The 24,081-nt window shown below is 57.2% G+C and carries 23 protein-coding genes and 1 pseudogene; 15 read left to right on the top strand and 9 right to left on the bottom strand.

Features of this window, described 5'->3' with window-relative positions; translation table 11 throughout:
* Positions 1 to 123, top strand: a pseudogene (locus HYQ67_RS22955) (IS110 family transposase); the annotation flags it as partial.
* A 79-nt stretch (positions 124 to 202) separates the two neighbouring features.
* Here the strand turns inward: HYQ67_RS22955 and HYQ67_RS22950 are convergent.
* From HYQ67_RS22950 to hycA, 5 genes are all read right to left on the bottom strand, one after another.
* Entirely contained in the window at positions 203 to 1,912 is a 1,710-nt protein-coding gene (locus HYQ67_RS22950) for a hydrogenase large subunit (protein WP_202308366.1), read from the bottom strand.
* A 15-nt stretch (positions 1,913 to 1,927) separates the two neighbouring features.
* Positions 1,928 to 2,854 carry a respiratory chain complex I subunit 1 family protein gene (locus HYQ67_RS22945; protein ID WP_202308364.1) on the bottom strand — a complete coding sequence of 309 codons (927 nt, stop codon included), beginning with the start codon at positions 2,852 to 2,854 and terminating at the stop codon, positions 1,928 to 1,930.
* 9 nt (positions 2,855 to 2,863) lie between these two features.
* The gene (hycC, locus tag HYQ67_RS22940) at positions 2,864 to 4,672 is read right to left on the bottom strand and encodes a formate hydrogenlyase subunit 3 (RefSeq protein WP_202308362.1); all 1,809 of its coding nucleotides are present in this window, start codon (positions 4,670 to 4,672) and stop codon (positions 2,864 to 2,866) included.
* Positions 4,669 to 5,274, bottom strand: coding sequence for a 4Fe-4S binding protein (locus HYQ67_RS22935; protein ID WP_202308360.1), 606 nt, complete (start codon positions 5,272 to 5,274; stop codon positions 4,669 to 4,671). Before HYQ67_RS22935 ends, hycC begins: the two co-directional genes overlap by 4 nt.
* A gap of 76 nt (positions 5,275 to 5,350) precedes the next feature.
* Entirely contained in the window at positions 5,351 to 5,806 is a 456-nt protein-coding gene (gene hycA / locus HYQ67_RS22930) for a formate hydrogenlyase regulator HycA (RefSeq protein ID WP_202308358.1), read from the bottom strand.
* A 202-nt stretch (positions 5,807 to 6,008) separates the two neighbouring features.
* Here hycA and hypA point away from each other — a divergent pair, with 202 nt between their 5' ends.
* The 9 genes from hypA to HYQ67_RS22885 all read left to right on the top strand — a co-directional run bounded on the left by hypA (position 6,009) and on the right by HYQ67_RS22885 (position 12,939).
* Positions 6,009 to 6,368 carry a hydrogenase maturation nickel metallochaperone HypA gene (hypA, locus tag HYQ67_RS22925; protein ID WP_202308356.1) on the top strand — a complete coding sequence of 120 codons (360 nt, stop codon included), beginning with the start codon at positions 6,009 to 6,011 and terminating at the stop codon, positions 6,366 to 6,368.
* Complete coding sequence (gene hypB, locus HYQ67_RS22920) at positions 6,361 to 7,224, top strand: hydrogenase nickel incorporation protein HypB (RefSeq protein ID WP_202308354.1); 864 nt, start codon at positions 6,361 to 6,363, stop codon at positions 7,222 to 7,224. Before hypA ends, hypB begins: the two co-directional genes overlap by 8 nt.
* Positions 7,215 to 7,475 carry a HypC/HybG/HupF family hydrogenase formation chaperone gene (locus HYQ67_RS22915; RefSeq protein ID WP_202308368.1) on the top strand — a complete coding sequence of 87 codons (261 nt, stop codon included), beginning with the start codon at positions 7,215 to 7,217 and terminating at the stop codon, positions 7,473 to 7,475. The genes hypB and HYQ67_RS22915 overlap by 10 nt, the downstream gene beginning before the upstream one ends.
* Positions 7,475 to 8,581: a hydrogenase formation protein HypD gene (hypD, locus tag HYQ67_RS22910; protein ID WP_202308352.1), complete on the top strand. Its 1,107-nt coding sequence runs from the start codon at positions 7,475 to 7,477 to the stop codon at positions 8,579 to 8,581. Before HYQ67_RS22915 ends, hypD begins: the two co-directional genes overlap by 1 nt.
* Positions 8,582 to 8,646: 65 nt before the next feature.
* A complete protein-coding gene (gene hypE, locus HYQ67_RS22905) occupies positions 8,647 to 9,657 on the top strand; it encodes a hydrogenase expression/formation protein HypE (protein WP_202308350.1) in 1,011 nt (336 codons plus the stop codon).
* A gap of 170 nt (positions 9,658 to 9,827) precedes the next feature.
* Positions 9,828 to 11,912: a formate hydrogenlyase transcriptional activator FlhA gene (gene flhA, locus HYQ67_RS22900; RefSeq protein WP_202308348.1), complete on the top strand. Its 2,085-nt coding sequence runs from the start codon at positions 9,828 to 9,830 to the stop codon at positions 11,910 to 11,912.
* 51 nt (positions 11,913 to 11,963) lie between these two features.
* On the top strand, positions 11,964 to 12,308 hold the full coding sequence (gene yajD / locus HYQ67_RS22895) for an HNH nuclease YajD (protein ID WP_202308346.1): 345 nt from the start codon (positions 11,964 to 11,966) through the stop codon (positions 12,306 to 12,308).
* A 71-nt stretch (positions 12,309 to 12,379) separates the two neighbouring features.
* Complete coding sequence (locus tag HYQ67_RS22890) at positions 12,380 to 12,658, top strand: CopG family ribbon-helix-helix protein (protein WP_202308344.1); 279 nt, start codon at positions 12,380 to 12,382, stop codon at positions 12,656 to 12,658.
* Between the two features lie 2 nt (positions 12,659 to 12,660).
* On the top strand, positions 12,661 to 12,939 hold the full coding sequence (locus tag HYQ67_RS22885; RefSeq protein ID WP_202308342.1) for a type II toxin-antitoxin system RelE/ParE family toxin: 279 nt from the start codon (positions 12,661 to 12,663) through the stop codon (positions 12,937 to 12,939).
* Between the two features lie 12 nt (positions 12,940 to 12,951).
* Here the strand turns inward: HYQ67_RS22885 and HYQ67_RS22880 are convergent, their stop codons facing one another.
* Positions 12,952 to 13,776, bottom strand: coding sequence for an AraC family transcriptional regulator (locus tag HYQ67_RS22880; RefSeq protein WP_202308340.1), 825 nt, complete (start codon positions 13,774 to 13,776; stop codon positions 12,952 to 12,954).
* 241 nt (positions 13,777 to 14,017) lie between these two features.
* Between HYQ67_RS22880 and HYQ67_RS22875 the strand changes: the two genes are divergently transcribed.
* Both HYQ67_RS22875 and HYQ67_RS22870 read left to right on the top strand, forming a co-directional pair.
* Positions 14,018 to 15,421, top strand: coding sequence for an MFS transporter (locus HYQ67_RS22875; protein WP_202308338.1), 1,404 nt, complete (start codon positions 14,018 to 14,020; stop codon positions 15,419 to 15,421).
* Positions 15,422 to 15,430: 9 nt separating this feature from the next.
* A complete protein-coding gene (locus HYQ67_RS22870) occupies positions 15,431 to 17,401 on the top strand; it encodes a glycoside hydrolase family 127 protein (protein ID WP_202308336.1) in 1,971 nt (656 codons plus the stop codon).
* A gap of 42 nt (positions 17,402 to 17,443) precedes the next feature.
* Here HYQ67_RS22870 and HYQ67_RS22865 read toward each other — a convergent pair whose 3' ends face one another.
* A complete protein-coding gene (locus HYQ67_RS22865; RefSeq protein ID WP_202308334.1) occupies positions 17,444 to 18,583 on the bottom strand; it encodes an HlyD family secretion protein in 1,140 nt (379 codons plus the stop codon).
* Positions 18,584 to 18,598: 15 nt separating this feature from the next.
* Positions 18,599 to 18,937 (bottom strand): DUF3302 domain-containing protein, encoded by a 339-nt coding sequence (locus HYQ67_RS22860; RefSeq protein ID WP_202308332.1) that lies wholly within the window; start codon positions 18,935 to 18,937, stop codon positions 18,599 to 18,601.
* Positions 18,938 to 19,123: 186 nt separating this feature from the next.
* Here HYQ67_RS22860 and HYQ67_RS22855 point away from each other — a divergent pair, with 186 nt between their 5' ends.
* Positions 19,124 to 19,753, top strand: coding sequence for a helix-turn-helix domain-containing protein (locus tag HYQ67_RS22855; protein WP_202308330.1), 630 nt, complete (start codon positions 19,124 to 19,126; stop codon positions 19,751 to 19,753).
* Between the two features lie 158 nt (positions 19,754 to 19,911).
* A complete protein-coding gene (gene ompA / locus HYQ67_RS22850; protein ID WP_202308328.1) occupies positions 19,912 to 20,952 on the top strand; it encodes a porin OmpA in 1,041 nt (346 codons plus the stop codon).
* Positions 20,953 to 21,105: 153 nt separating this feature from the next.
* On the opposite strand, the gene exaC is transcribed toward ompA, so the two are convergent.
* Positions 21,106 to 22,644 carry an acetaldehyde dehydrogenase ExaC gene (gene exaC, locus HYQ67_RS22845; RefSeq protein ID WP_202308318.1) on the bottom strand — a complete coding sequence of 513 codons (1,539 nt, stop codon included), beginning with the start codon at positions 22,642 to 22,644 and terminating at the stop codon, positions 21,106 to 21,108.
* Positions 22,645 to 22,833: 189 nt separating this feature from the next.
* On the opposite strand from exaC, the gene HYQ67_RS22840 reads away from it, so the two are divergent.
* Positions 22,834 to 23,703, top strand: a complete 870-nt coding sequence (locus tag HYQ67_RS22840; protein ID WP_202308316.1) for an ROK family protein — start codon at positions 22,834 to 22,836, stop codon at positions 23,701 to 23,703.
* Positions 23,704 to 24,081: the final 378 nt, after the last annotated feature.

The following is a 24,081-nucleotide window of genomic DNA, read 5'->3' as shown; positions in this document are numbered from 1 at the left end:
AAAGCGCCGAAGCTGATAATCGGTGCGATGATGCGCAAGCTGGCGCAGGTGGCATACGGCGTCCTGAAGTCAGGACGCCCGTTCGATGCCACGCTTCATACGGGAAATGCTTGCATGGCATAACAGTATCTACGTTCCGGCTGTTTTGTAGGTCGGGTAAGCACCGCGCCACCCGACAAAAATGGGTAAGAAGGCAGCAAAATCATTTCAGCGGCGAATTGGTGCGTTCAATGCTGTAGCGCTCCAGCTCTTTGTACGGCACCACCTGGGTTTTGCGCTTGCGCACGTCCACCACCGTCATGCGGTCGGTGCAGGAGTAGCAAGGATCGAGGCTGCCGATGATCAGCGGCGCGTCCGAAACGGTATTGCCGCGCAGCATGTAGCGCAGGGTTGGCCAGTTGGCGTAGGTCGCCGCACGGCAGCGCCAGCGGTAGAGCTTCTGGTTGTCACCGGTCATGCTCCAGTGGATATCGTCGCCGCGTGGTGCCTCGGAGAAGCCCAGCGCAAAGCGGTTCGGAATATACGTGAAGCCCTCTACGGCAAGCGGGCCGCCCGGCAGGTTATCCAGCCCGAAGTCGATCATGTTCAGCGCGGTGTAAACCTCGTTGATGCGGACTTTCAGGCGCGACAGCACGTCGCAGCCGTCCAGGCTGTGAACTTCCATCGGCAGCAGGCCGTAGCCCACAAACGGGTGGTCGGCGCGGGTGTCGCGGGCGTGGCCGCTGGCGCGCACCATCGGGCCTACGTTGCTGAAGTCTCGGGCAATCTGCGGGTCGAGGCGGCCAATGCCTACGGTACGCTGCTCGATGTTTGGCGTGCTGAGCAGAATATCCACCAGGTCTTTCACTTCCCGACGCATCTGCTGGGCGAGCTGGCGGGTCTGGATCATGTCGTCCTTGAGCAGATCGCGGCGAATCCCGCCGATCAGGTTCAGGCCGTAGGTTTTACGTGCGCCGGTGAGGATCTCCGCCATCTTCATCGACATCTCGCGCACGCGGAAGAACTGCATAAAGCCGGAGTCGAAGCCGACGAAGTGGCAGGCGAGGCCGAGGTTCAGCAGGTGGCTGTGCAGACGCTCCACCTCCAGCAGAATGGCGCGGATCATCTGGGCGCGTTCAGGCACCACGATACCCATCGCGTTTTCGACCGACGTGGTGTACGCCGTGCTGTGGGCGAAGCCGCAGATGCCGCACACGCGGTCAGACAGGAAGGTGACTTCGTTGTAGCCCATACGGGTTTCCGCCAGTTTTTCCATGCCGCGGTGGACGTAGAACAGGCGGTAGTCGGCGTCGATGATGTTCTCGCCGTCGACGAACAGGCGGAAGTGGCCCGGTTCGTCAGAAGTGACGTGCAGCGGGCCAATCGGCACCACGTTGTTCTTTTTGCTGCCCAGCTCGTTGATGAACTCGTAGGTTTCCTGGTCCGTGGTCGGGGCCGGGCGCTGGCGGTAGTCCATGCTGTCTTTGCGCAGCGGATAGAGATCGTCCGGCCAGTCGTCCGGCAGCACCAGACGGCGCTCGTCCGGCAGGCCCACAGGCTGCAGGCCGTACATATCACGCACTTCGCGCTCGCCCCATACGGCGGCAGGCACGCGCGGCGTCACCGACGGGAATTCCGGCTTATCGGCATCCACTTCCACACGCACGGTGATCCAGCATTTCACGCCGGATTCCATCGACAGCACGTAGTAAACCGCGTAGCTGCCGCACAGCTGACGTTCGTCGTTGCCGAACAGCACCGAGAGCCAGCCGCCCTGGTTGTAATAGAGCCACTCCACCACTTCCGGCAGCATATTCAGCTTCACGGTGACGGTGATTTGGTCTTTGGTCTGCCACGCTTCGTCGACAACCGCGTGCGGGAACTGCTTGTGCAGCGCGGCGAGATAATGTTGGCCAATCTTTTCTTCAGACATGTGAAATTCTCTTAATCACGCCGCCAGCAAGGAGACGAAGGCTAAAAAGGCAAAGCCAAAACCGGCCCAGGTAATGCGCGAGGTTTCCAGCATGCGCAGGCGAGCCATGCTGTTTTCTAACAGTGCGATAATCAAAACGCCTGCCGCCAGCTTCACCGCCGCCAGCACCAGCGCGATCGCAAGACCGCCCCAGCTGAAGGTGCTCATCTGGCCCCATGGCAGGAACACGCCGACAAACATTTGCAGCACCACGAGCTGCTTGAGGGAGATGCCCCACTTCAGCACCGCAAAACCGGCGCCGCTGTATTCGGTCAGCGGGCCTTCCTGCAGCTCCTGCTCGGCTTCGGCCAGGTCGAACGGCAGCTTGCCCATTTCGATAAAGGTGGCGAAGGCGCAGGCCGCAATGGCCAGCACCAGCGTCAGGCTTTGCGCGACGGGCCAGTGGTAAATCGTCGAGGCGATATTGCTGATGTGGGTGCTGCCAGCCACCTGTGCCGCGACCCACAGGCCGAGCAGCAGAATCGGCTCGACCAGCACGCCCAGCATCGCCTCACGGCTCGCGCCGATGGCGGTGAACGGGCTGCCGGTATCCAGCCCGGCAATGGCGAAGAAGAAGCGGGCGATGGCGAACAGGTAGATAAGCGTAATGAGATCGCCCAGCGCGGGCAGCGGCGACCAGATGGTCACTACCGGCAGCGCGGTGGCGATGGTCAGCATCACGCCCACCATCACAAATGGCATCAGGCGGAACACCCAACCGGAGGCGGCGGGGGCGATGCTCTGGCGGCCAAACAGCTTGAACAGATCGCGGTATTCCTGAAGCACGCCAGGCCCGCGGCGGTTATGCATGCGGGCGCGGGCGGCGCGGGTGATACCGGACAGCAGCGGCGCAACGGCAAACAGCACCAGCGCCTGAATTAATGGAAAGAAAAGAGTAGTCATCTGAGCTCCTTAAGCGACAGCCGCAACCAGCAATACAGCCAGTTCGATCATCGCCAGCACACGGAACATGCCCGCCAGGCCGTCGCACTGCCAGCCGGGCATCCACTTCACCGGGTTCAGCGTTTTGCGCAGTCTGATAAACGGAGCGAACGCCGCTTTCACCGGCTGGGCAAACCCACCTGCGGTAATCACCATCGCCTGTTCGTGGTCGTAGCCACAAACCCAGGCCGTACCGCGTGAGCGGTTTGGCAGACGGTCGCCGCGGAACACCACCATCAGGATGAGCGGCAGCAGCGGACAGGCGATCAGCAGCAGCGTGATCATCGGTTGTGAAACGGTGGTATTGGCAGTTTCCAGCGGCAGCGGAATAGCGTGTTGCAGCAGCGGGATCAGCCACGGTGCGGCCACGCCGCCAGCCACGCAGCAGAGTGCCAGCGCGGCAACGCTGAAGTTCATCAGCCACGGCGTGGAGGTCGCGTTTTCTGCTTCCGGCGTGCGCGGCGCACCCAGGAAAGTGACGCCATAGACCTTCGCCATGCACATCACCGCCAGCGCGCCGGTAATCGCCAGCCCTACGGCCAGCAGCGGCCCGATGAAGCGGGTAATGAACAGCGGCAGGGTGCCCAGTTTGAAGAACGACTGATAAATCAGCCACTCACCGGCAAAGCCGTTCAGCGGCGGCAGGGCGGCCATCGCCATCAGGCCAACCAGCATGGCGATGGAAATCAGCGGCATCCGCCTGCCAATCCCGCCGAGCTTTTCGATATCCAGATGCCCGGTGCGGAACCAGACCGCGCCCGCGCCTAAGAACAGCGTCGTTTTGAACAGGCTGTGGTTGATGAGGTGGTACAGGCCGCCGACGAATCCGAGGGCTGCCAGCGCCGTGTTATGCAGCGCCAGTCCCATCAGGCCGCAGCCGAGACCGAGCAGAATAATGCCGATGTTTTCCAGAGTGTGGTAAGCCAGCAGACGGTTGATGTTGTGTTCCATCAGCGCGTACAGCCCGCCGATGAAAGCGGTGAACATGCCGAGCACAACGACCAGCCCCCCCCACCACAGCGGAAGGCTATTGCCGATCAGTGAGAAACTCATGATGCCGTAAAGGCCGATTTTCAGCACCACGGCGGAGAACAGCGCGGCGGCAGGAGCGGATGCGTTGGCGTGCGCCTGCGGCACCCAGCCGTGCAGTGGGATGATGCCGGCCAGCAGGCCAAATCCCAGCAGGGACAGTACCCAGACAACGGAGCTGATTTGCGAGCCGTCGAGCACCTGATGCAGTTCGCCGAAATTCAGCGTGCCGTACTGCTTCCACATCAGCCAGCAGGCAATGACCAGCAGCACGGTACCGAGCCGGCCCAGTGCGAACCAAAGCTGCCCTGATTTCTGACAGCCCGTCAGGAAGTAACCGGCGAGGGCGACGATTTCCGCCATCATCACCAGCATCCCGAAGTTATCCACGACCAGTGCGGCAACCGCTGCTGCCATCACCAGGTTAATCAGGAAACCATTCGCACGAACCGTCTGGTGGCGATGCCAGTCGATATTGAACAGCGAAATAAACAGGCCGGAGAGGCCGACGGTGAGCAGCCAGATGCCGTTAAAGGCGTTGAGCTGAAGCTGCCAGTGCCAGATTTCCATCACGCCGCTAAAGCCCGTCAGCGCCTGGCACCCCGCCAGCAGCGTCAGCACCGAGCTAATCGCGCCGCCGAACCCGGCGATAAATCCGCTTAAAGGTTTATGGAAGCTGGTTGCGGCTGCCAGAATGGCGCTTGCCAGAAAACAAGGCAGCGCCCAATGAATCAACAGATATGCACTCATTTTTCCGCCCGGGGTTGAGTAAACAGAGTCAGATCGCCCAGCGACGCGCTTAATGTCTGCTCGCGTTTGCGCTTGCTGGAGGCGGCGATGTCATTGTTATCCACCACGCGCAGGGCTTTGGTCGGGCAGGTGCGCACGCAGGCCGGGCCGTCGGCGTCGAAGCTGCACAAATCGCACTTCACGGCGATGGCGCGGACGCCCGGCACCCAGTCGAGCAGCGTACTGACGCGAGCCGGAGCGGGCGGCGCAGGCGGGGCTTTCGGGCTGTTGGCGTTGGCCGGGATATGAATCGGGCGGCTGCCGGAAAACTCAATGGCGCCAAACGGACAGGCGATGCCGCAGAGCTTGCAGCTGACGCACAGGCTTTCATTGAGCTGGACTGCGCCCTCCATACGGGTAATGGCGTTGGCCGGGCAAACCCCGGCGCAGGGCGTGTCTTCGCACTGGTGGCACATCTGCGGCGCCGATTCGGTCGCGTTGCGCATGACCTTCAGGCGCGGCATGGACTGTAAGCCATGCAGGCGGTGCGTCTCTGCACAGGCGGCTTCACAGGTGTGGCAGCCGATGCAGAGCTTTGAGTCAGCGATGACAAAACGATTCACCCACTCTTCCTCATCATTTTTGACGAAACTGTGCCGACGACTGCCATTTCGACAGTTTTTCGACACTCGATGGAGATCACGCCAGCGCCTTCTGCTGCAGCGGGATCAGAGACAGAGGCGCGTCGTCATGTACGGCGCGGTACAGGCTGTCGTAAACCGGACGGATTTTTTCCAGATAATGCTCCAGCACCTGCTCACGGTTGCGGTTGCTGATGCTGCCGTCCACGCGGCCATCGTCATCGAGAATGGCCTGTGCAATCAGGATCTTGTCGCTGCCGTCACGCTTCTCGACGTAGTACTCGATGGTATGGCTGTTGAAGCCTTCGGCCAGTGCGATGTGAATGACGAAGTGGTCAAACAGGAAGAAGCGCACGTCGTCGTCCGGGTTGCAGCCCACGGCGTGGTGCAGCTTAGCTTTAGAGAGGGTGATGCCCTGAATCAGGGTGTTGCCGTAGTGCTGCCACTGCGCAAGCAGGCGCTGGTGCTTGTCGGCGATGTATTCTGCTTTCTCGCTCAGTTCCCAAATGTTCATTTTTTAAGTCACTCTGTTTTTACTGTTACCCCCACAGAGCATGTTTCGTGCCAGTTTTATAAATACATGTTTTTAAAAGATAAGGGTGTCGTGGCGAGCGACGATGACATGTCATTTCGTCACGTTTGACGGATGTTGACATTCCCCTCACCCGTGTTGGCACTCTCCTTGCATTACCTCCGCCAGATACCCCGGAGGCAACATGCACGAAATCACCCTCTGCCAGCGCGCAATAGAACTCATCGAAGCTCAGGCTCTTCAGCACGGCGTTACCCGCGTCACCGGCGTCTGGCTGGAAGTGGGCGCTTTCTCCTGCGTGGAGCAAAGCGCGCTCGAGTTCTGCTTTGAGCTGGTGGCCCGCGAAACGGTGGCCGAAGGCTGCGAGCTGCATATTCACCAGCAGGAAGCCGAATGCTGGTGCCACGACTGCAGGCAGCACGTTCAGCTTTTGTCCTCGCTGGTGCGGCGCTGCCCGCTTTGTGCTGGCAGCAACCTACGCGTAGTGGCGGATGACGGCGTGCAGATCAAGCGTCTGGAAGTTGAGGAGACAAACCATGTGTAGCACCTGCGGTTGCGCCGAAGGCAACCTCTATATAGAAGGCGACGAACGCAATCCGCACTCCGGATTTCGCAGCGCGCCGTTCGCACCGGCATCCCGTCCGGCCATGCAAATTACCGGCGTGAAGTTCGCGCCCACCGCTGATGAACAGGGCGATCTGCACTATGGGCACGGGGCCGCTGGCACCCACGCGCCGGGCATGACCCAGCGCCGCATGCTGGAAATTGAGCTTAACGTGCTGGATAAAAACAACCAGCTTGCCGTCTACAACCGTGAGCAGTTTGCGAAGCAGCAGCAGCTGGTGCTGAACCTGGTCTCAAGCCCCGGCTCCGGTAAAACCACTCTGCTGACCGAAACTTTAAAACGCCTGCATGGCAACGTGCCGTGCGCGGTCATCGAAGGCGATCAGCAAACCGTAAACGACGCGGCCCGCATTCGCGCTACCGGCACGCCCGCCATCCAGGTGAACACCGGCAAGGGCTGCCATCTTGACGCGCAGATGATCCGCGACGCCATGCAGCGCCTGCCGCTCGAGCGCAACGGCATCCTGTTTATCGAGAACGTCGGCAACCTGGTCTGCCCGGCGAGCTTCGACCTTGGCGAGCGTCACAAGGTCGCCGTGCTGTCGGTCACCGAAGGCGAAGACAAGCCGCTGAAGTATCCGCATATGTTTGCGGCGGCCTCGCTGATGCTGCTCAACAAAATCGACCTGCTGCCGTACTTACAATTCGACGTCGGGAAGTGCCTCGACTATGCCCGCCAGGTAAACCCGAATATAGAGATCATGCTGGTTTCAGCGACCAGCGGTGAAGGCATGCAGCCGTGGCTGAACTGGCTGGAGGCGCAGCGATGTGCATAGGCATTCCCGGCCAGATTGTTGAGCGCCTGCCCGACGGCAGCGCAAAAGTGGACGTCTGCGGCATCAGGCGCGACGTGAACCTGATGCTGGTGGGCGACGCGCAGATCGACCAGTGGGTGCTGGTCCACGTCGGCTTTGCGATGAGCATTATCGACGAGGCCGAAGCCCGCGACACGCTGGATGCGCTGCAAAACATGTACGAAGTCGAGCCGGACGTGGGCGGCCTGCTGTTCGGCGAGGAGCGCGGCTGATGCGTTTTGTCGATGAATACCGCGCGCCGGAAAAGGTGATGCAGCTGATTGACGTGCTGCGCGAGCGTGCTCCGCTGCTGGCCTACACGGCTGAGCGACCGCTGCGCATTATGGAAGTCTGCGGCGGACATACCCACGCCATCTTTAAGTTCGGGCTGGATCGGCTGCTGCCGGAAAATATCGAATTTATCCACGGCCCCGGCTGCCCGGTCTGCGTGCTGCCGATGGGGCGCATCGACACCTGCATTGAAATCGCCAGCCATAAAGAGGTGATTTTCTGCACTTTTGGCGATGCGATGCGCGTGCCGGGTAAAAACGGTTCGCTGATGCAGGCCAAAGCGCGCGGGGCGGATGTGCGGGTGGTCTACTCGCCGCTGGATGCGCTCGGGCTGGCGAAGGCAAATCCCGATCGTAAAGTCGTGTTCTTTGGCCTGGGCTTTGAAACCACGATGCCCGCCACGGCGATCCTGCTGCAGCAGGCGAAGGCGCAGGGCATCGACAATTTTTACTTCTTCTGCCAGCACATCACCCTGATCCCGACCCTGCGCAGCCTGCTCGAACAGCCGGATAACGGCATCGACGCGTTCCTGGCTCCCGGCCACGTCAGCATGGTGATTGGCACTGAAGCCTACGATTTTATCGCCACGCAGTATCAGCGTCCGCTGGTGGTGGCGGGCTTTGAACCGCTGGATTTATTGCAGGGCGTGGTGATGCTGGTGGAGCAGAAAATCGCGCAGCGTAGTTGCGTTGCCAACCAGTACAAACGCGTGGTGCCGGACGAGGGGAATTTGCTTGCCCAGAAGGCGATAGCGGAAGTGTTTGCCGTGCAGGGCGATTCGGAATGGCGCGGGCTGGGAACGATTAGCGAATCCGGCGTGCGGCTAACGGAAGGGTATCGGCAGTTTGACGCGGAGGAGCATTTCAGACCCGCGCCACAGCAGGTCTACGACGACCCGAGAGCGCGCTGCGGCGACGTGCTGACCGGGCGCTGCAAGCCGCATCAGTGTCCGATGTTCGGCGAAGCCTGCAATCCACAGAACGCCTTTGGCGCGCTGATGGTCTCCTCCGAAGGGGCCTGTGCCGCGTGGTATCAGTATCGCGCGTAGCCCATTCAATATGAACACCAAACGTAGGTCGGATAAGCAAAGCGCCATCCGACAAAGGCAAAGTTATGAAAACCATCGAATTAGCCCACGGCAGCGGCGGGCTGGCCATGCAAAAGCTCATCGCCGACCTCTTTATGCGCGCGTTTGACAACCCGTGGCTGGCGGAGCAGGAGGATCAGGCCCGCCTGCCACTGGCCGAACTCACCGCCAGCGGCGACCGGCTGGCGTTCTCCACCGACAGCTACGTTATCGATCCGCTGTTCTTCCCCGGCGGGGATATCGGCAAAATTGCCGTTTGCGGCACGGTGAACGATGTGGCGGTCAGCGGCGCCACGCCGCGCTGGCTCTCCTGCGGCTTCATCCTTGAGGAAGGGCTGCCGGTAGAGACGCTCGAACGCGTCGTGGGAAGCATGGCGGCTACGGCAAAAGCAGCGAACGTCGCTGTCGTCACCGGCGACACGAAAGTGGTGCAGCGCGGCGCGGCGGATAAAATTTTTATCAATACGGCGGGAATTGGCGCTATCCCGGCAGGTCTGAACTGGGGCGCACAGCAGATTAGCGCCGGTGACGTGCTGATCGTCAGCGGAACGCTGGGCGACCACGGAGCGACTATTCTTAACCTGCGCGAATCGCTAGGGCTGGAAGGCGACCTCGAAAGCGACTGCGCGGTGCTGACGCCGCTGATTGCGCCGCTGGTGAACATCCCGGGCGTTAAAGCCTTACGCGACGCGACGCGCGGCGGCGTAAATGCCGTCCTGCACGAATTTGCCGCATCCAGCGGCTGCGGGATGGAAATGACCGAAAGCCAGCTGCCGATGAACCCGGCGGTGCGCGGCGTTTGCGAACTGCTGGGCCTGGATGCGTTAAATTTTGCTAATGAAGGCAAGCTTGTTATCGCGGTTGCGAGACACGCCGCAGAAAGCGTTCTGGCTGCTTTACAGGCGAATCCGCTGGGGCAAAATGCAGCGGTGATTGGTGAAGTGGTTGAGCGCAAAGGCGTTCGCGTTGCGGGCTTGTACGGCGTAAAGCGTACGCTCGACCTGCCGCATTCCGAGCCGCTCCCGCGCATTTGTTGATGCAAACCAGTATTCTTAAGCAATATTTATAATACAAATGCCGCAACGAACGCGGCAGCTGTAGGGTGGATAAGCGTAAGCGTCATCCACCGGGCCGTTAATTTCGCGGATGGCGCAGGCTTATCCGCCCTACGAACTTCTTTCAGCCATCATCTTCTGGATAAACAAAGATGCCATATACACCGATGAGCGATCTCGGTCAGCAAGGGTTATTCGACATCACGCGTTCCCTGCTGCAACAGCCCGACCTCCCGGCCCTCGCTTACTGTCTGACGCAGCTGGTCAAACAGGGAGCGCTTGCCGACCGGGTGAACGTGCTGCTTTACCACCCGATGCATCAGCGCGTGGGGTTTTATGGCATGGACAAGCAGGGCCAGGGGCTGCACTACGAAGATGAAATGGTGCTGGCGAACGGCCCGGTGCGCCGGGTGCTGTCGCGCCCGGAAGCGCTTATTTGTACTCAGCAAGAGTTCAGCGAGACCTGGCCGCAGGTGATGGCGCTTGACCTGTACGCGCCGTTTGGCCGCTACTGCCTGCTGCCGCTGGCGGCGGAAGGACGTATCTTCGGCGGCTGCGAGTTTATCCGCAACGGCGACGCCAGCTGGACGGACAAAGAGCTGGAGCGCCTGCATACCCTGGCGCAGATCGTCGGCCTGGTGGCGGAGCAAATTCAGACCCGCCTGAGCTCAAACCAGGACTACAACCTGCTGTGCCGGGAGCGCGATGATTTCCGCATTCTGGTGGCGGTGACCAACGCCGTGCTGTCCAAGTTAGATCTCGACGAGCTAATTGGCGAAATCGCCCGCGAGATCCACTACTACTTCTCGATCGATTCGATCAGCATCGTGCTGCGCGGCAACCGTAAAGATCGCCTGACGATCTACTCCACGCATTACGTGGACGAGCAGTCGCCTATCCACGACCAGAGCGACGTCGCGGAAACCGGCACGCTCACCGAAAGAGTGTTTAAAAGCGGTGAAATGCTGCTGCTTAACCTGCATCAGGGCGACCAGCTGGCCCCCTATGAACGTATGCTGTTCGAGATGTGGGGCAACCAGATCCAGACGCTGTGCCTGCTGCCGCTGAAGTTCGGCAATAACATGCTGGGCGTACTTAAGCTGGCGCAGTGCGAGGCTGGCGTGTTCACCCCGGCGAACCTCAAGCTGCTGCGCCAGATAGCCGAACGTATCGCCATTGCGGTAGATAACGCGCTGGCCTACCAGGAGATCAACCGCTTAAAAGAGAACCTGGTGGACGAGAACCTCTACCTCACCGAGCAGATCAACAACGTCGCCAGCGACTTCGGCGAGATAATCGGCCGTAGCGAAGTGATGTCGAACGTGCTCAAGCAGGTGGAGATGGTCGCCAGAAGCGACAGCACGGTGCTGATCCTCGGGGAAACCGGCACGGGTAAAGAGCTGATAGCCCGGGCCATTCATAACCTGAGCGACCGTAACAGCCGCCGGATGGTGAAAATTAACTGCGCGGCGATGCCCGCCGGGCTGCTGGAAAGCGATCTCTTCGGCCACGAGCGCGGCGCGTTTACCGGGGCCAACACCCAGCGTATCGGGCGCTTTGAGCTGGCGGATAAAAGCTCGCTGTTCCTCGACGAAGTGGGCGATATGCCGCTGGAGCTGCAGCCTAAGCTGCTGCGCGTGTTGCAGGAGCAGGAGTTTGAGCGGCTGGGCAGCAACAAAATCCAGCAGGTGGACGTCAGGCTTATTGCCGCCACCAACCGCAATCTTAAAGAGATGGTGGCGGACCGCGAGTTTCGCAGCGACCTCTACTATCGCCTGAACGTTTTCCCGATTACCCTGCCGCCGCTGCGGGAACGCCCGGAAGATATCCCGCTGCTGGTGAAATCCTTCACCTTTAAAATCGCCCACCGCATGAACCGCAGCATCGACAGCATCCCAGCCGAAACGCTGCGCGCGCTCTCCCGTATGGACTGGCCGGGCAACGTGCGCGAGCTGGAAAACGTCATTGAGCGAGCCGTGCTGCTGACGCGGGGGAACGTGCTGCACCTGTCCCTGCCGGAAATGGATTATCGTCCGCCGGAAGAGAAAACCGTGCCGCTGGCGGCGAGCGCTGAAGTGCGCGAAGGGGAAGATGAGGCGCAGCGCATTCTGCGCGTGCTGAAAGAAACCAACGGCGTGGTGGCGGGCCCGCGCGGTGCGGCGCAGCGTTTAGGCCTGAAACGCACCACGCTTCTTTCCCGCATGAAGCGCCTGGGGATTGATAAAGACGGCATTTAGCCGGACACTGGCGGCAGATACCCTAACTTTTATTCCAGGACACGTGCTGATATGGCCATTATCCCTAAAAACTATACGCGCCTCGAAAGCGGCTACCGCGAAAAAGCGCTGAAGCTCTTCCCGTGGGTCTGCGGGCGCTGCTCCCGCGAGTTCGTTTACTCCAACCTGCGCGAGCTGACCGTCCACCATATGGACCACGACCACACCAACAACCCGGAAGACGGTAGCAACTGGGAGCTGCTGTGCCTGTACTGCCACGATCACGAGCACTCGAAATACACCGAAGCCGACCAGTACGGTTCAAGAGTGGTCGCCGGTGAAGACGCCCAGAAGGACGTTGGCGAAGCAACCTATAATCCTTTTGCCGATTTGAAGGCGATGCTGAATAAAAAGTAGGGAACAGGTGGGCGTTGTTTTAATCAGGTTGATTCACTATGATTATATTCTAATCATTTAAGGCGGATGACATGAAACAATCACCAACCCGGGTTATAACTGCGCATATCCCCATTGAAATGGCCGAGAAGATTGATGAACTTGCTGCCAGCTACGATCGTTCACGTGGCTGGATTGTCAAACAAGCTCTGGCGGCCATTATTGAACAGGAAGAAAGCCGTCATGCCATGACTCTGGAAGCTTTAAGGGCGGTTGACGAAGGGCGGGTAGTCGATCATAACGACGTACTAAAATGGGCGAACAGCCTTGGTACTGATTCCCCATTGCCGGTGCCAAAAGCTAAGGGATGACGATGCGTTTTGTCTGGACGGAACCAGCCATTGAAGATTTAAACAGGGTTTATGAATTCCTGATTAGCGTTAACCAACCCGCGGCGGAGCGCGTGGTACAAACGTTAGTCAGTGCGTCTGTAAATCTGGTGACGAACCCGCAATCGGGTGCGTACTTATCTGAGTTCGAACCCCGGAAGGTGCGCCGGTTAATCCTTGGTAATTATGAACTTCGTTACGAACTTAAAGATGAAATCGTTCATATTCTGAGGGTATGGCACACCAGAGAAAACCGTGAATAACAATGCTCGCCGCTAATCCGAATTAATATGCTCCTTGCAGTATCTCCGCTTCCAGGCAGCGGGCGTCAGGCCTACTGCTTTGCGGAATATTTGTCGGAAATAGCCCACGTCCTGAAATCCGCAGCGCTCCGCCACTTCACTTAGCGAACACGAATCCGTCAGCAGCAGTTTCTCCGCGCTTAACACCCGCTGGCGATGAATGGCTTCGGTTATTGTCAGATGAAAGGCCCGGCGATAAACGCGACCGAGGTAATCGGCATTGCAGTGTAACTGGGCGGCGAGCGTCGAAGTGGAGAGCGTTAAATGATATTGGGTACGGATCAGCTGCTGGGCTTTGTAAGCCAGGTCGATACCACTTTTCTCCGCTGTCGGCAGCTCGCCTGCGGCAACGGAAAGCTGCTGCATAATCAACAATAAAATTAATTCCAGAGCTGTACTTCGAGCGATCGCTTCCTGTTCATTTAAAAACTGGCGAAATAGCGCAATAACGTATTGAGGATCGCGAACTTTACCGTGTTGCGGAAGAGAAATAAGCGAAGCGGGTAATTCATTCGGCCGGCTGCAATGTGGATGCAATTCAAAGTGCAGCCAATAGAATTTTAAATTCTCCGGGAAAGTGCCCACGCCAACATGCTGACGGTGCGGCCAGAGTAATAAACTTTCCCCTGCGCCAACGGTGAACGTCGTTTGCTCCTCCCTGATCGTAAGTGTCCCTTTTTCTACAAAAACCAACTCCCACGAATCCAGTTTCCGTGCCGGATGGCTGCCTATGCCTCGTGAGATGAACAGCCCGCCATTTTGCACGCTAATCGGTAAAGAAAGTTTTAAATCAAACATTTAAGTTTTATCTCATAGCCTGTCTTTCCGGCAGTGTAGATAAATTATCAGGCACCGACAGCCTGTATAGCCGGTTTATCGATCTTCTTCACAGTTTTCCTTTCAGGTCGGAATCGTCACCTTTTTATACTTTCCCCTCGCCTTGTTGCCGGGGAAATAGCGTGCAGAATTAATCGCGTACTTTGCAAAAGACAAAATAACAACTCCAGGTTCTTTAATCCGATGACACGAGGCGTAAATCATGACCTCTACCCCTATTAATACTACTGATATTGCTCCATCGGTTGTAAACGACAAACTTTCGATTCGCGAGAAAATAGGCTACGGGCTGGGTGATGCGGGCGGCACGGTAATTACCTGCCTGATCATGAACTTCCTGACTTTTTTCTATACCGATGTGTTTGGTTTAACCCCGGCGATTGTCGGAACGTTATTTATCGCCCTGCGCGTTTTCGACGCGATTTCCGATCCGCTGATGGGGATTATTGCCGACCGTACCCAGAGCCGCTGGGGGCGTTTCCGCCCGTGGCAGCTGTGGGTGGCGGTGCCGATTGGCATCATTGGCGTGCTGACCTTCACCGTGCCCGATCTCAGCGCCAACATGAAAATCCTCTGGGCGTTCGGCACCTACCTTCTGCTCTCCGTGGGCTACACCGCGATTAACGTGCCGTACTGCGCGCTGATCAACACCATGACTACGCGTCACGATGAGGTCATCGCTTGTCAGTCCTGGCGCTTTGTACTGTGCGGCGTGGCGGGCTTCTTAGTCTCCGTCGGCCTGCCGTGGCTGGTGGAGGTCATTGGCCAGGGCAACGCGGCGAAGGGCTACCAGACGGGCGTTGGCATTCTTTGCGCCGTGGCGGTGGTGATGTTCCTCTGCTGCTTCTTCTGGGTCCGCGAGCGGGTGCCGCTGGCGCTGATGGGCAAGTTCACCCTGCGTGAGCACCTGGCGGGCCTGCGCAAAAACGACCAGCTGCTGCTGAGCCTGGTGATGTCGTTCCTGCTGATTAACGTCTTTAATCTCCGGGGCGGCGGCTACATGTACTTCATCACCTATGTCCTGCAGGGCAGCGCCACCTTTGCCTCGCTGTTTTTCACCATGGTGACCTTCGCCTCGATTCTGGGGGCCATTATCGTCAGCCCGCTCTCAAAACGCTTTGATACCGTCAAACTCTATTACTACACCAACCTGGTGCTGGCGGCGCTGGCGGTCGGGATGTGGCTGCTGCCCGCCGGGCCTGCGCACCAGACCTTGTGGCTGGCGGTGATCCTTGGCAACGGCATTATTCTGGGCTTCACGCTGCCGCTGCACTTTTCCATCATGGCCTTTGCCGACGACTACGGCGAATGGAAAACCGGCGTGCGCTCGTCCGGCATGAACTTCGCCTTTAACCTGTTCTTTATCAAGCTCGCCTGGGCCGCCAGCGCGGGTATTCTCAGCCTGGTGTTTATTTTTGTTGCCTATAAGCCAGGGCTTGAGCACCAGACGGCCGCATCGCTTTCCGGCATTACCGCTCTGGAAAGCCTGCTACCGGCTGCCTTCCACCTGTTACTGGCGCTGGCGATTCGCCGCTGCCGACTGAATAACCCTATGATGGCGCGTATCAGCACCGATTTACGCCAGCGCCATGTCCAGAACGCCTGAGGAATTGTTATGAACCAGCCAGATGTCTTACAGGAAGTTGACCTGCACCAGCTGAAAGTGACCGACGCATTTTTGGGAGAGTATCAGCGCCTGGTGCGCGACGTGGTGATCCCCTATCAGTGGGATGCGCTCAACGACCGGATAGAGGAGGCCGACCCGAGCCACGCCATCGAAAACTTCGAGATTGCGGCAGGGCGCAAAGACGGCGAGTTCTACGGCATGGTGTTTCAGGACAGCGACGTGGCCAAGTGGCTGGAAGCAGTGGCCTGGTCGCTGTGCCAGAAGCCGGATGCGGAGCTTGAGAAAACCGCCGATGAGGTCATCGAACTGGTGGAGGCCGCGCAGTGTGAGGATGGCTATCTCAACACTTATTTCACCGTTAAAGAGCCGGAGCTACGCTGGACGAACCTTGCTGAATGCCACGAGCTGTACTGCGCCGGGCATATGATTGAGGCGGGCGTGGCGTTCTTCCAGGCGACCGGCAAGCGCCGCCTGCTGGACGTGGTGTGCCGTTTTGCTGACCATATCGACAGTGTGTTTGGGCCTGGCGAAAATCAGATCCACGGCTATCCGGGCCACCCGGAAATCGAGCTGGCGCTGATGCGTCTTTATGAGGTGACGGAGAACCCGCGCTACCTGAATCTGGCGAACTACTTTGTTGAAGAGCGTGGCGCTACGCCGCATTTCTACGACAGCGAGTATGAAAAACGGGGGCGCACCTCGCACTGGAATATTCACGGCCCGGCGTGGATGGTGAAAGATAAGGCCTACAGCCAGGCGCACGAGCCGCTGGCGCTCCAGCAAACGGCCATCGGTCACGCGGTGCGCTTTGTCTACCTGATGGCGGGCGTGGCGCACCTGGCGCGGCTGCATAAGGATGAGGAGAAGCGTCAGACCTGTCTGCGCCTGTGGGACAACATGGTGCAAAAGCAGATGTACATCACCGGTGGTATTGGCTCCCAGAGCAGTGGCGAGGCGTTCAGCTCCGATTACGACCTGCCTAACGACACCGTGTACGCCGAAAGCTGTGCCTCCATTGGCCTGATGATGTTTGCCCGCCGCATGCTGCAAATGGAAGCGGACAGCCGCTTTGCCGACGTCATGGAGCGAGCCCTGTACAACACGGTACTGGGAGGCATGGCGCTGGACGGTAAGCACTTCTTCTATGTGAATCCTCTCGAAGTGCATCCCAAAACGCTGTCGTTTAACCATATCTACGATCACGTGAAGCCGGTGCGCCAGCGCTGGTTTGGCTGCGCCTGCTGCCCGCCGAACATCGCCCGCGTGCTGACCTCGCTGGGCCACTATATCTACACCCCGCAGCCGGATGCCCTTTATATACATCTCTACGTTGGCAACGAAATGGCTGTGCCGGTGGGCGACAAGACGCTGGGCCTGAAAATCAGCGGCAACTATCCGTGGCATGAACAGGTGGACATAACCGTCACCTCACCGGAAAGCGTGCAGCATACTCTGGCGCTGCGTCTGCCAGACTGGTGCGCCAGCCCTCGCGTGATGCTTAACGGGGAGCCGTGCGAAGGCGAGATCCGTAAAGGCTATTTGCACATCAAACGTCGCTGGCAGGAAGGGGATCGCATTGCGCTGACGTTACCGATGCCGGTGCGCCGGGTCTACGGTAACCCGCTTTTACGCCACGTGGCCGGAAAAGTGGCCGTGCAGCGCGGGCCGCTGGTTTACTGCCTTGAAGAGGCGGATAACGGCGCAGAGCTGCATAATCTGGTACTGCGAGACGACAGCGAATTCAGCCTGATTCAGGGAAAAGGGATGTTTGCCCACAAGGTATTAATTCAGGCGGAGGGACGACGCATGGCCTGCGAGAAAGCGGACCAGCAGCCGCTTTACCACTACGACAAATCACCGGTAACAGCCGAGCCGCAAAAGCTGACCTTTATTCCATGGTTTAGCTGGGCGAATCGTGGGGAGGGCGAGATGCGTATCTGGGTGAACGAAGGAGAATAGCGATTATCTGGCTCTCTTTGCTACAGAGAGCCAGAATCCGCATCAGTGATCCAAATAGAGATAATGCGTCCAGCTTGTCATGCGTAGCAGGATTTTGCGCAGAATAGACAGTTCTTCGAAGTGCTCACTATAAACCGCGGCCTGAGCCATGCTGCCGGATGGCAGTTTTTCGAGATCCGGATTCGGGTCGAGAACGATGTCGGCGTAGACCCCATCAAGATTTGCATTCTGGTTGATCCCTTGCAGATTCCCCTGGGCCTGATAGCTACTGTTAGCAACGACGGGCAGGATTTGCTTCACCGTACCGCTAAAGACCTGGCCTGGCAGGCCGTCGAACACTACCTCGGCTTTGTCACCCGCGCTCAGGCGCAGGGCAGAGTTTTGCCTGAATGCAGCATAGATATCGCCACTTTGCTTAGGAACGAAGACCATCGCAGGGCGCAGCGGGAGCGTGCGTAGAAACATGCCGGGCTTCAGGAGAACCTGGGTCGCGTAGCCATCCTCAGGTGCGCGAATGACAGTTTTATCCAGGTTGTACATGGCCTCTTTCAGGCTGGATTTGAGTTTGTAGACGGTGGCGTTTTCGCCATTCACCATCGCATCAAGCTGCGCCGCAGTTTGATCGCGTTTTGCCAGCGCGGAGCGCCATTGCGCCTGAGCAGACAGATAATGTTGCTGGGCGGTGACGACTTCCTGGTCGGTGAACGGGCTCGTCATTTTGTTGCGGCTACCGTCGCGATAGCGATTAGCGTCTTTTAAGGCCAGATCGCGGTTCGCTTTGTATTGCTCGATATCAGCGCTTTGCGAGGCCAGACGCGCCTCGAGTTTTTTAACGTTCTGCTCTGCGCTCTCAATTTCACCCTTAATGACGTCGACTCTTGACTGGTAAACAGTGGGATCGATGCTAAAAAGAAAGTCACCTTTTTTCAGTAGCTTATTGCCATTCTGTGTGACTTTTATTACACGTCCCTGTACTTCGGGAACGATAGGCACCGTCACCGTAATCATTTGCGCTCGTTCGGTATACGGATGGTTGTAATTCATGGTCAGTATCAATGCGCTGAGCAACAGGATGCCGCCCAAAATTGCCGTAGGAATTGACCATTTATTCAGAGGGATACTGAATACCTTAAATATCACAATGCAGATTGCTGCGTAGAGCAATAAAATTAATGTTTCCACGATTATATATATCTTTTATTGGGGAGAAGGGGAGGCGTTTTTTTCTTCTTTGGATGCCAGCTGTCTTTCCAGTAACGCAAGTCGGGCGTGCAGTTGCGCAAGCTCATCGCTCTCTTTTTTACTGAATCCCCAGCCGCGCTCTTCTCGGTATAACATCGCCCATATCCAGATAAACGGCCATAACACATGCAGCGTTAGCAGGCTAACCCAACCCGCGGCGTGAATAGCGTCCTGATGCGGATGATTGCGTTTTACAGCAATTTCGTAGGGAATATCATGAATCACAATAATACCGTAGAAAATTACCAGCCCGCCAAAGCACAGCAGACCCAGCGCAAGGTAGTTTAAAAACATAAAGTAAAAGTCCTGTAATCCGGGATGATGTACATTAATTATTCAAAAGTCGTTGCGCTACCTCTAAGTAGTTTATAAATAAACTTTCCACAGGCGGGATGCTTTGTAATAATACGCGAAAGATCACCTTTTGATCTCTTCGGCTATAATTACCAGAAAATGTAACCGACTTTTTGAGGATGACCTGTGACTGTTTCTGTACCTGTTCGCCCGGATGACTCGATTGCTCGTCTGATCAATGTGCTTTTACCTCTGAGCACCGAGATGAAAGTGACCCCCCGTAAGCGCCTGCACTGGGATTATAAAGGCCGGGCGCAGTTTTATCTCTTTCTGAAGGGGGAGATATCTGTATTGCGCCTGGAAGATGGTCTGGTCATCGGCACCGCTTACGATCCCCATATTTTCGGTGTTGGTGAAGGGCTGCAACCTCTACAGTGGCAACACCTGCGTGTTGAAACCGAATCCACCATATTACGGGTTGATGCGCAGGAAGCCATAAAGGAAATCACTGAGAAAAATCTATGGCAAGATGTTGCTGTCATGATGGCTTATTTCACCAGCTATCTTTTGTATCGTGATGCATTGGTTGTACAACAAAGAACGTATTCTGTTATTCGTAACCATTTACTGGAAATGATCCAACTGCCTGATGAGACAAGAATGCGAACCTCTATCCTCGAATATATTCAGGACCGAACCCACTTGTCGCGCAGCAGCATTTTAAACATGGTGTTTTCACTTAAGGAAGCAAAATATATTGAAACAAAACGTGGTGGATATTTATTAGAGGTAAAAGAACTACCCGAAACATTCTGAACATTTAGTGTGATTGCAGATAAGTCAAAATGAGACGGTTTAAAAATAAATTGATTAGTGTTTTTGTTCTACAGGTAATCACAATATTATTCGCCGACAATAAATTGGTTAATAAGTTCTGAGGCATCTCTTCAGAATGTGAAAACTCAGGGAATAAAATGAAAAAGACACTTGTGGCATTACTGGTAGTCAACGCCTTCGCAGCTTCTAACGCATTTGCAGCAGCAGACGCTAACACCTGGTACGGCGGCGCTAAAGTGGGTTGGTCTCACTTCTTCGACGTTAGCGGTAACAACAACTTCACCGATCGGTCCCGTACTGCAACTGACTTTGATTTTGACAAAGACAGCACCAGCGGCGGCGTATTCGCTGGTTATCAGATCACCGACTGGTTAGCGGTTGAAGGTGGCTACGACTACCTGGGCACCATGAACTTCCAGGGCAACAACGGTGTCCCAGGTTCTAAGCTGGAAACCCAGGGTCTGCAGCTTTCCCTGAAAGGTAGCTACGCACTGACCAACGCATGGGATCTGTATATGCGTGGTGGTGCTATGGGTTACCGTGCAGAAACCAAAACCGACGGTCACGACAAAATGGAAACCGGCATTCGTCCACTGGTTGCAGTGGGTACTGAATACGCGTTCACCAATGACTGGGCTGCACGTCTGGAATACCAGTGGGTTGCTAACATGGGTAACTCCAACCAGATCGGCGTGAGCGCAGACAACAGCTCTGTTTCCGCAGGTATCGTTTATCGCTTCGGTCAGCACGACGACGTAGCGCCAGTCGTTGCAGCAGCGGCTGTGGCACCAGAAGTACAGACTTTCAACCTGAAGTCTGACGTCCTGTTCGGTTATAACTCCGCGACCCTTTCTCCGGAAGGTCAGGCAGCTATCACCCAGCTGTACAACAGCCCAGAAATGCAGGCTGCTAAAAACAACAACACCACTGTTGTTGGTTATACCGACCGTATCGGTTCAGAAAACTACAACCAGCAGCTGTCCGCTGCGCGTGCTCAGTCTGTAGCTGACGCACTGGTTGCCGCAGGTATGCCTGCTCAGAATGTAACTACTGAAGGTCGTGGTGAAAGTGATTCCGTTACTGGCAACACCTGTGACGACAACATGGCTCGCTCTCAGCTCGTGACCTGCCTGGCACCGGATCGCCGCGTAGTAGTAGAAATCTCCGGCCAGAAGTAACAGCAAATACTGCCTCATTTGCTAATACCAGGTTCGTTGATGTAGCACAAAAAAAATAGCTTCATTATTGTCCGTTGCCCGATGTGAAAACATCGGGCTTTTTTGTTTTTGTTATTCAGGGACAGAAGCGCCAGCGTCATCCACCCTGATTAATTAAAACAGTCCAAGCGGTTTATCGGAGTAGCTCACCAGCAGGCACTTCGTTTGCTGATAGTGCTCCAGCATCATCTTGTGAGTTTCGCGCCCGATACCTGACTGCTTGTAGCCGCCGAACGCGGCGTGGGCCGGGTAGGCGTGGTAGCAATTCGTCCAGACTCGCCCTGCCTGAATGCCGCGTCCCATTTTGTAGGCCACGTTGCCGTTACGGCTCCAGACGCCCGCGCCCAGACCATATTCCGTGTCGTTCGCCAGCTCCAGCGCCTCCTCCATCGTTTTGAAAGTGGTCACGGCGAGCACCGGCCCAAAGATCTCCTCCTGGAAGATCCGCATGTTGTTTTTCCCAAACAGGATGGTCGGCTCCAGGTAATAGCCCGCTTTCAAATCGCCTTCCAGCGCTTTTCGGCGTCCGCCCGTCAGAACGTCCGCCCCTTCTTTCTTACCAATATCGATATAGTTGAGGATGGTTTCCATCTGGCCCTGGGAAACCTGCGCGCCCATCTGCGTGCGGGCATCCAGCGGGTTACCGCTGCGGATGGACTCCACGCGGCGGATCGCGCGCTCCATAAAGCGTTCGTAAATGGATTCCTGCACCAGCGCACGGCTCGGGCAGGTGCAGACTTCGCCCTGGTTGAAGGCAAACAGCGCGAAGCCCTCCAGCGCCTTGTCGAAGAAGGCATCCTCTTCGTTCATCACGTCTTCAAAGAAGATGTTCGGAGATTTGCCGCCCAGCTCCAGCGTCACCGGAATAATATTCTGGGTCGCGTACTGCATGATTTGCTGGCCGACTTCGGTGGAGCCGGTGAACGCCACTTTGGCGATGCGTTTGGACGTTGCCAGATATTCGCCGATTTCACCCCCCGCGCCGTTGACCACGTTGATGACGCCCGGCGGCAGCAGATCGCCCACCAGCTCCATCAGCAGCAGCACGGAAAGCGGGGTAAGGCGTGCCGGTTTGAGCACGATGCAGTTGCCCGCCGCCAGCGCCGGGGCCATCTTCCAGCTCGCCATCAGCAGCGGGAAGTTCCATGGGATTATCTGCGCGACGACGCCCAGCGGCTCGTGGAAGTGGTACGCCACGGTATCGCCGTCAACTTCGCTGATCCCGCCCTCTTGTGCGCGGATACAGGAGGCAAAATAGCGGAAATGGTCCACGGCGAGCGGCACGTCGGCGGCTGTCGTTTCGCGGATTGGCTTGCCGTTATCCCAGGTTTCGGCGGCGGCGAGCAGATCGATGTTCTGCTCCATACGGTCGGCGATTTTCAGCAGGATATTGGCCCTTTCCTGGACCGACATAGCGCCCCAGCCCGCTTTCGCTTCGTGGGCTGCATCCAGCGCGAGATCGATATCACCTTTACCGGAGCTGGCTATTTCGCACAGCGGCTGGCCGGTAACCGGGGTGAGGTTTTCATAATATTCGCCCCCCACCGGAGCGACCCACTGGCCGCCGATAAAGTTGTCGTAACGCGGTTTTAACTTAAGCGGAAAGCCATATTCGCCGGGGATGATTCGGGTATCGGGAGGATTGTTGGTCATGGTGGTCTCCTGTGGTGGTTACTCCTTCAAGGGTAGACGGCGGCGGTGGTTTCTTCGCCATTGTTTGAAGGCTTTACGACACGGCTCACGGATAAAAATTTCCGTGTTTCGGAGGATTCGACCAGCAACCTGGATGATTTGATACATACTTTAAGATTACCTTTTTCCCGTTTCGCAAAAGGATTGTTCATGCGCCTGTTTATCAGTTTCGACGTAGGCGGTACCCATGTAAAACATGGCTTATTTACCGAAGAGGGGGAGGCGCTGATCACCGAGTCATACGATACCCACAACGAGCTCCAGCCGTTTCTGGAGGCCTGGCAGAGCGTGGTGGCGGGGTACCGGCAGCATAATGAAATCGCCGGTATCGCCATCAGTTTTCCCGGCTACATCAACCCCCATACCGGCAGCGTCCCCAAGGCCGGGGCGTTAACCTTCCTCGACGGCTGCAACCTGCTGGAGATTTTCGGCGAGCTGACCGATTTGCCGCTGACCATAGAGAACGACGCCAACTGCGCGGCGCTCGGCGAGATGTGGCTCGGGTCGGGGAATGAATATGATTCGATGGTGTGCATCACCATCGGCACCGGCATCGGCGGCGGGATTATCGTCAACCGCGAGCTGATGCGCGGCTCGCACTACCGGGCCGGGGAGTTTGGCGTGCTGCCGGTGGGGCAGTACGGCGAGGATATGCACCAGCTGGCCTCGGCCAAAGGGCTGATGGACGCCTGCCGCAGAGAGATGAATATTCCGGCGGACGAGAAAATCCACGGTCAGGATATTTTTGCCCGCGCCGAGACGGATTTACACATTCAGGGCGTGATTGATAACTGGGTGAAATACCTGGCGCGCGGGATTTACAGCGTGGTGTCGCTCTTCGATCCGCAGGCAATTTTGCTGGGCGGCGGCGTGAGCACCCAGCAGATGCTCTATCCGATGCTGGAGCGCCACCTGGAAGGCTTTAAGTTCTGGGATGTGCTGAAGGTGCCGATTCGCCCGTGCAAGCTCGGCAACAAGGCGGGGATGCTGGGCGCGGTGTGGCTGGCGCGGCAGAAATAACGAGCTTTTGTCGGATGACGCTTCGCTTATCCGACCTACGTAAATGTGTGATTTTGCCGGATGGCGCTTCGCTTATCCGACCTACGGAACTGGGTGATTTGCCGGACGACGCTGGGCTTATTCGACCTACGGAACTGGGTGGTTTTGTCGGATGGCGCTTCGCTTATCCGACCTACGGAACTGGGTGATTTGTCGGATGGCGCTGCGCTTATCCGACCTACGGAACTACGTAAATGTGTGATTTTGCCGGATGGCGCTGCGCTTATCCGACCTTGTATTATTCCCCCTGTTCAGAGTAAACCGGCCAGTTTATTCTGAACGCAGTCCGGACGTCGTATCCGACCTTAGGCTCTCAAGTCTGTGGTGTAGATTTTAACG

The organism is Dryocola clanedunensis subsp. sulfonylureivorans, assembly GCF_016756775.1.
GTDB classification, from domain to species: Bacteria; Pseudomonadota; Gammaproteobacteria; order Enterobacterales; family Enterobacteriaceae; genus Dryocola; species Dryocola clanedunensis.
This window is presented reverse-complemented; position numbering and strand designations above follow the sequence as displayed.

Bases quoted from the DNA above. Each gene is read 5' to 3' on its own strand.
- hycA (WP_202308358.1), bottom strand. From the start codon at position 5,806: ATGAACATTTGGGAACTGAGCGAGAAAGCAGAATACATCGCCGACAAG.
- flhA (WP_202308348.1), top strand. From the start codon at position 9,828: ATGCCATATACACCGATGAGCGATCTCGGTCAGCAAGGGTTATTCGAC.
- hypA (WP_202308356.1), top strand. From the start codon at position 6,009: ATGCACGAAATCACCCTCTGCCAGCGCGCAATAGAACTCATCGAAGCT.
- HYQ67_RS22885 (WP_202308342.1), top strand. From the start codon at position 12,661: ATGCGTTTTGTCTGGACGGAACCAGCCATTGAAGATTTAAACAGGGTT.
- hypB (WP_202308354.1), top strand. From the start codon at position 6,361: ATGTGTAGCACCTGCGGTTGCGCCGAAGGCAACCTCTATATAGAAGGC.
- HYQ67_RS22950 (WP_202308366.1), bottom strand. From the start codon at position 1,912: ATGTCTGAAGAAAAGATTGGCCAACATTATCTCGCCGCGCTGCACAAG.
- hypE (WP_202308350.1), top strand. From the start codon at position 8,647: ATGAAAACCATCGAATTAGCCCACGGCAGCGGCGGGCTGGCCATGCAA.
- HYQ67_RS22915 (WP_202308368.1), top strand. From the start codon at position 7,215: ATGTGCATAGGCATTCCCGGCCAGATTGTTGAGCGCCTGCCCGACGGC.
- HYQ67_RS22880 (WP_202308340.1), bottom strand. From the start codon at position 13,776: ATGTTTGATTTAAAACTTTCTTTACCGATTAGCGTGCAAAATGGCGGG.
- HYQ67_RS22945 (WP_202308364.1), bottom strand. From the start codon at position 2,854: ATGACTACTCTTTTCTTTCCATTAATTCAGGCGCTGGTGCTGTTTGCC.
- hycC (WP_202308362.1), bottom strand. From the start codon at position 4,672: ATGAGTGCATATCTGTTGATTCATTGGGCGCTGCCTTGTTTTCTGGCA.
- ompA (WP_202308328.1), top strand. From the start codon at position 19,912: ATGAAAAAGACACTTGTGGCATTACTGGTAGTCAACGCCTTCGCAGCT.
- HYQ67_RS22860 (WP_202308332.1), bottom strand. From the start codon at position 18,937: ATGTTTTTAAACTACCTTGCGCTGGGTCTGCTGTGCTTTGGCGGGCTG.
- hypD (WP_202308352.1), top strand. From the start codon at position 7,475: ATGCGTTTTGTCGATGAATACCGCGCGCCGGAAAAGGTGATGCAGCTG.
- HYQ67_RS22875 (WP_202308338.1), top strand. From the start codon at position 14,018: ATGACCTCTACCCCTATTAATACTACTGATATTGCTCCATCGGTTGTA.
- yajD (WP_202308346.1), top strand. From the start codon at position 11,964: ATGGCCATTATCCCTAAAAACTATACGCGCCTCGAAAGCGGCTACCGC.
- HYQ67_RS22840 (WP_202308316.1), top strand. From the start codon at position 22,834: ATGCGCCTGTTTATCAGTTTCGACGTAGGCGGTACCCATGTAAAACAT.
- HYQ67_RS22870 (WP_202308336.1), top strand. From the start codon at position 15,431: ATGAACCAGCCAGATGTCTTACAGGAAGTTGACCTGCACCAGCTGAAA.
- HYQ67_RS22890 (WP_202308344.1), top strand. From the start codon at position 12,380: ATGAAACAATCACCAACCCGGGTTATAACTGCGCATATCCCCATTGAA.
- exaC (WP_202308318.1), bottom strand. From the start codon at position 22,644: ATGACCAACAATCCTCCCGATACCCGAATCATCCCCGGCGAATATGGC.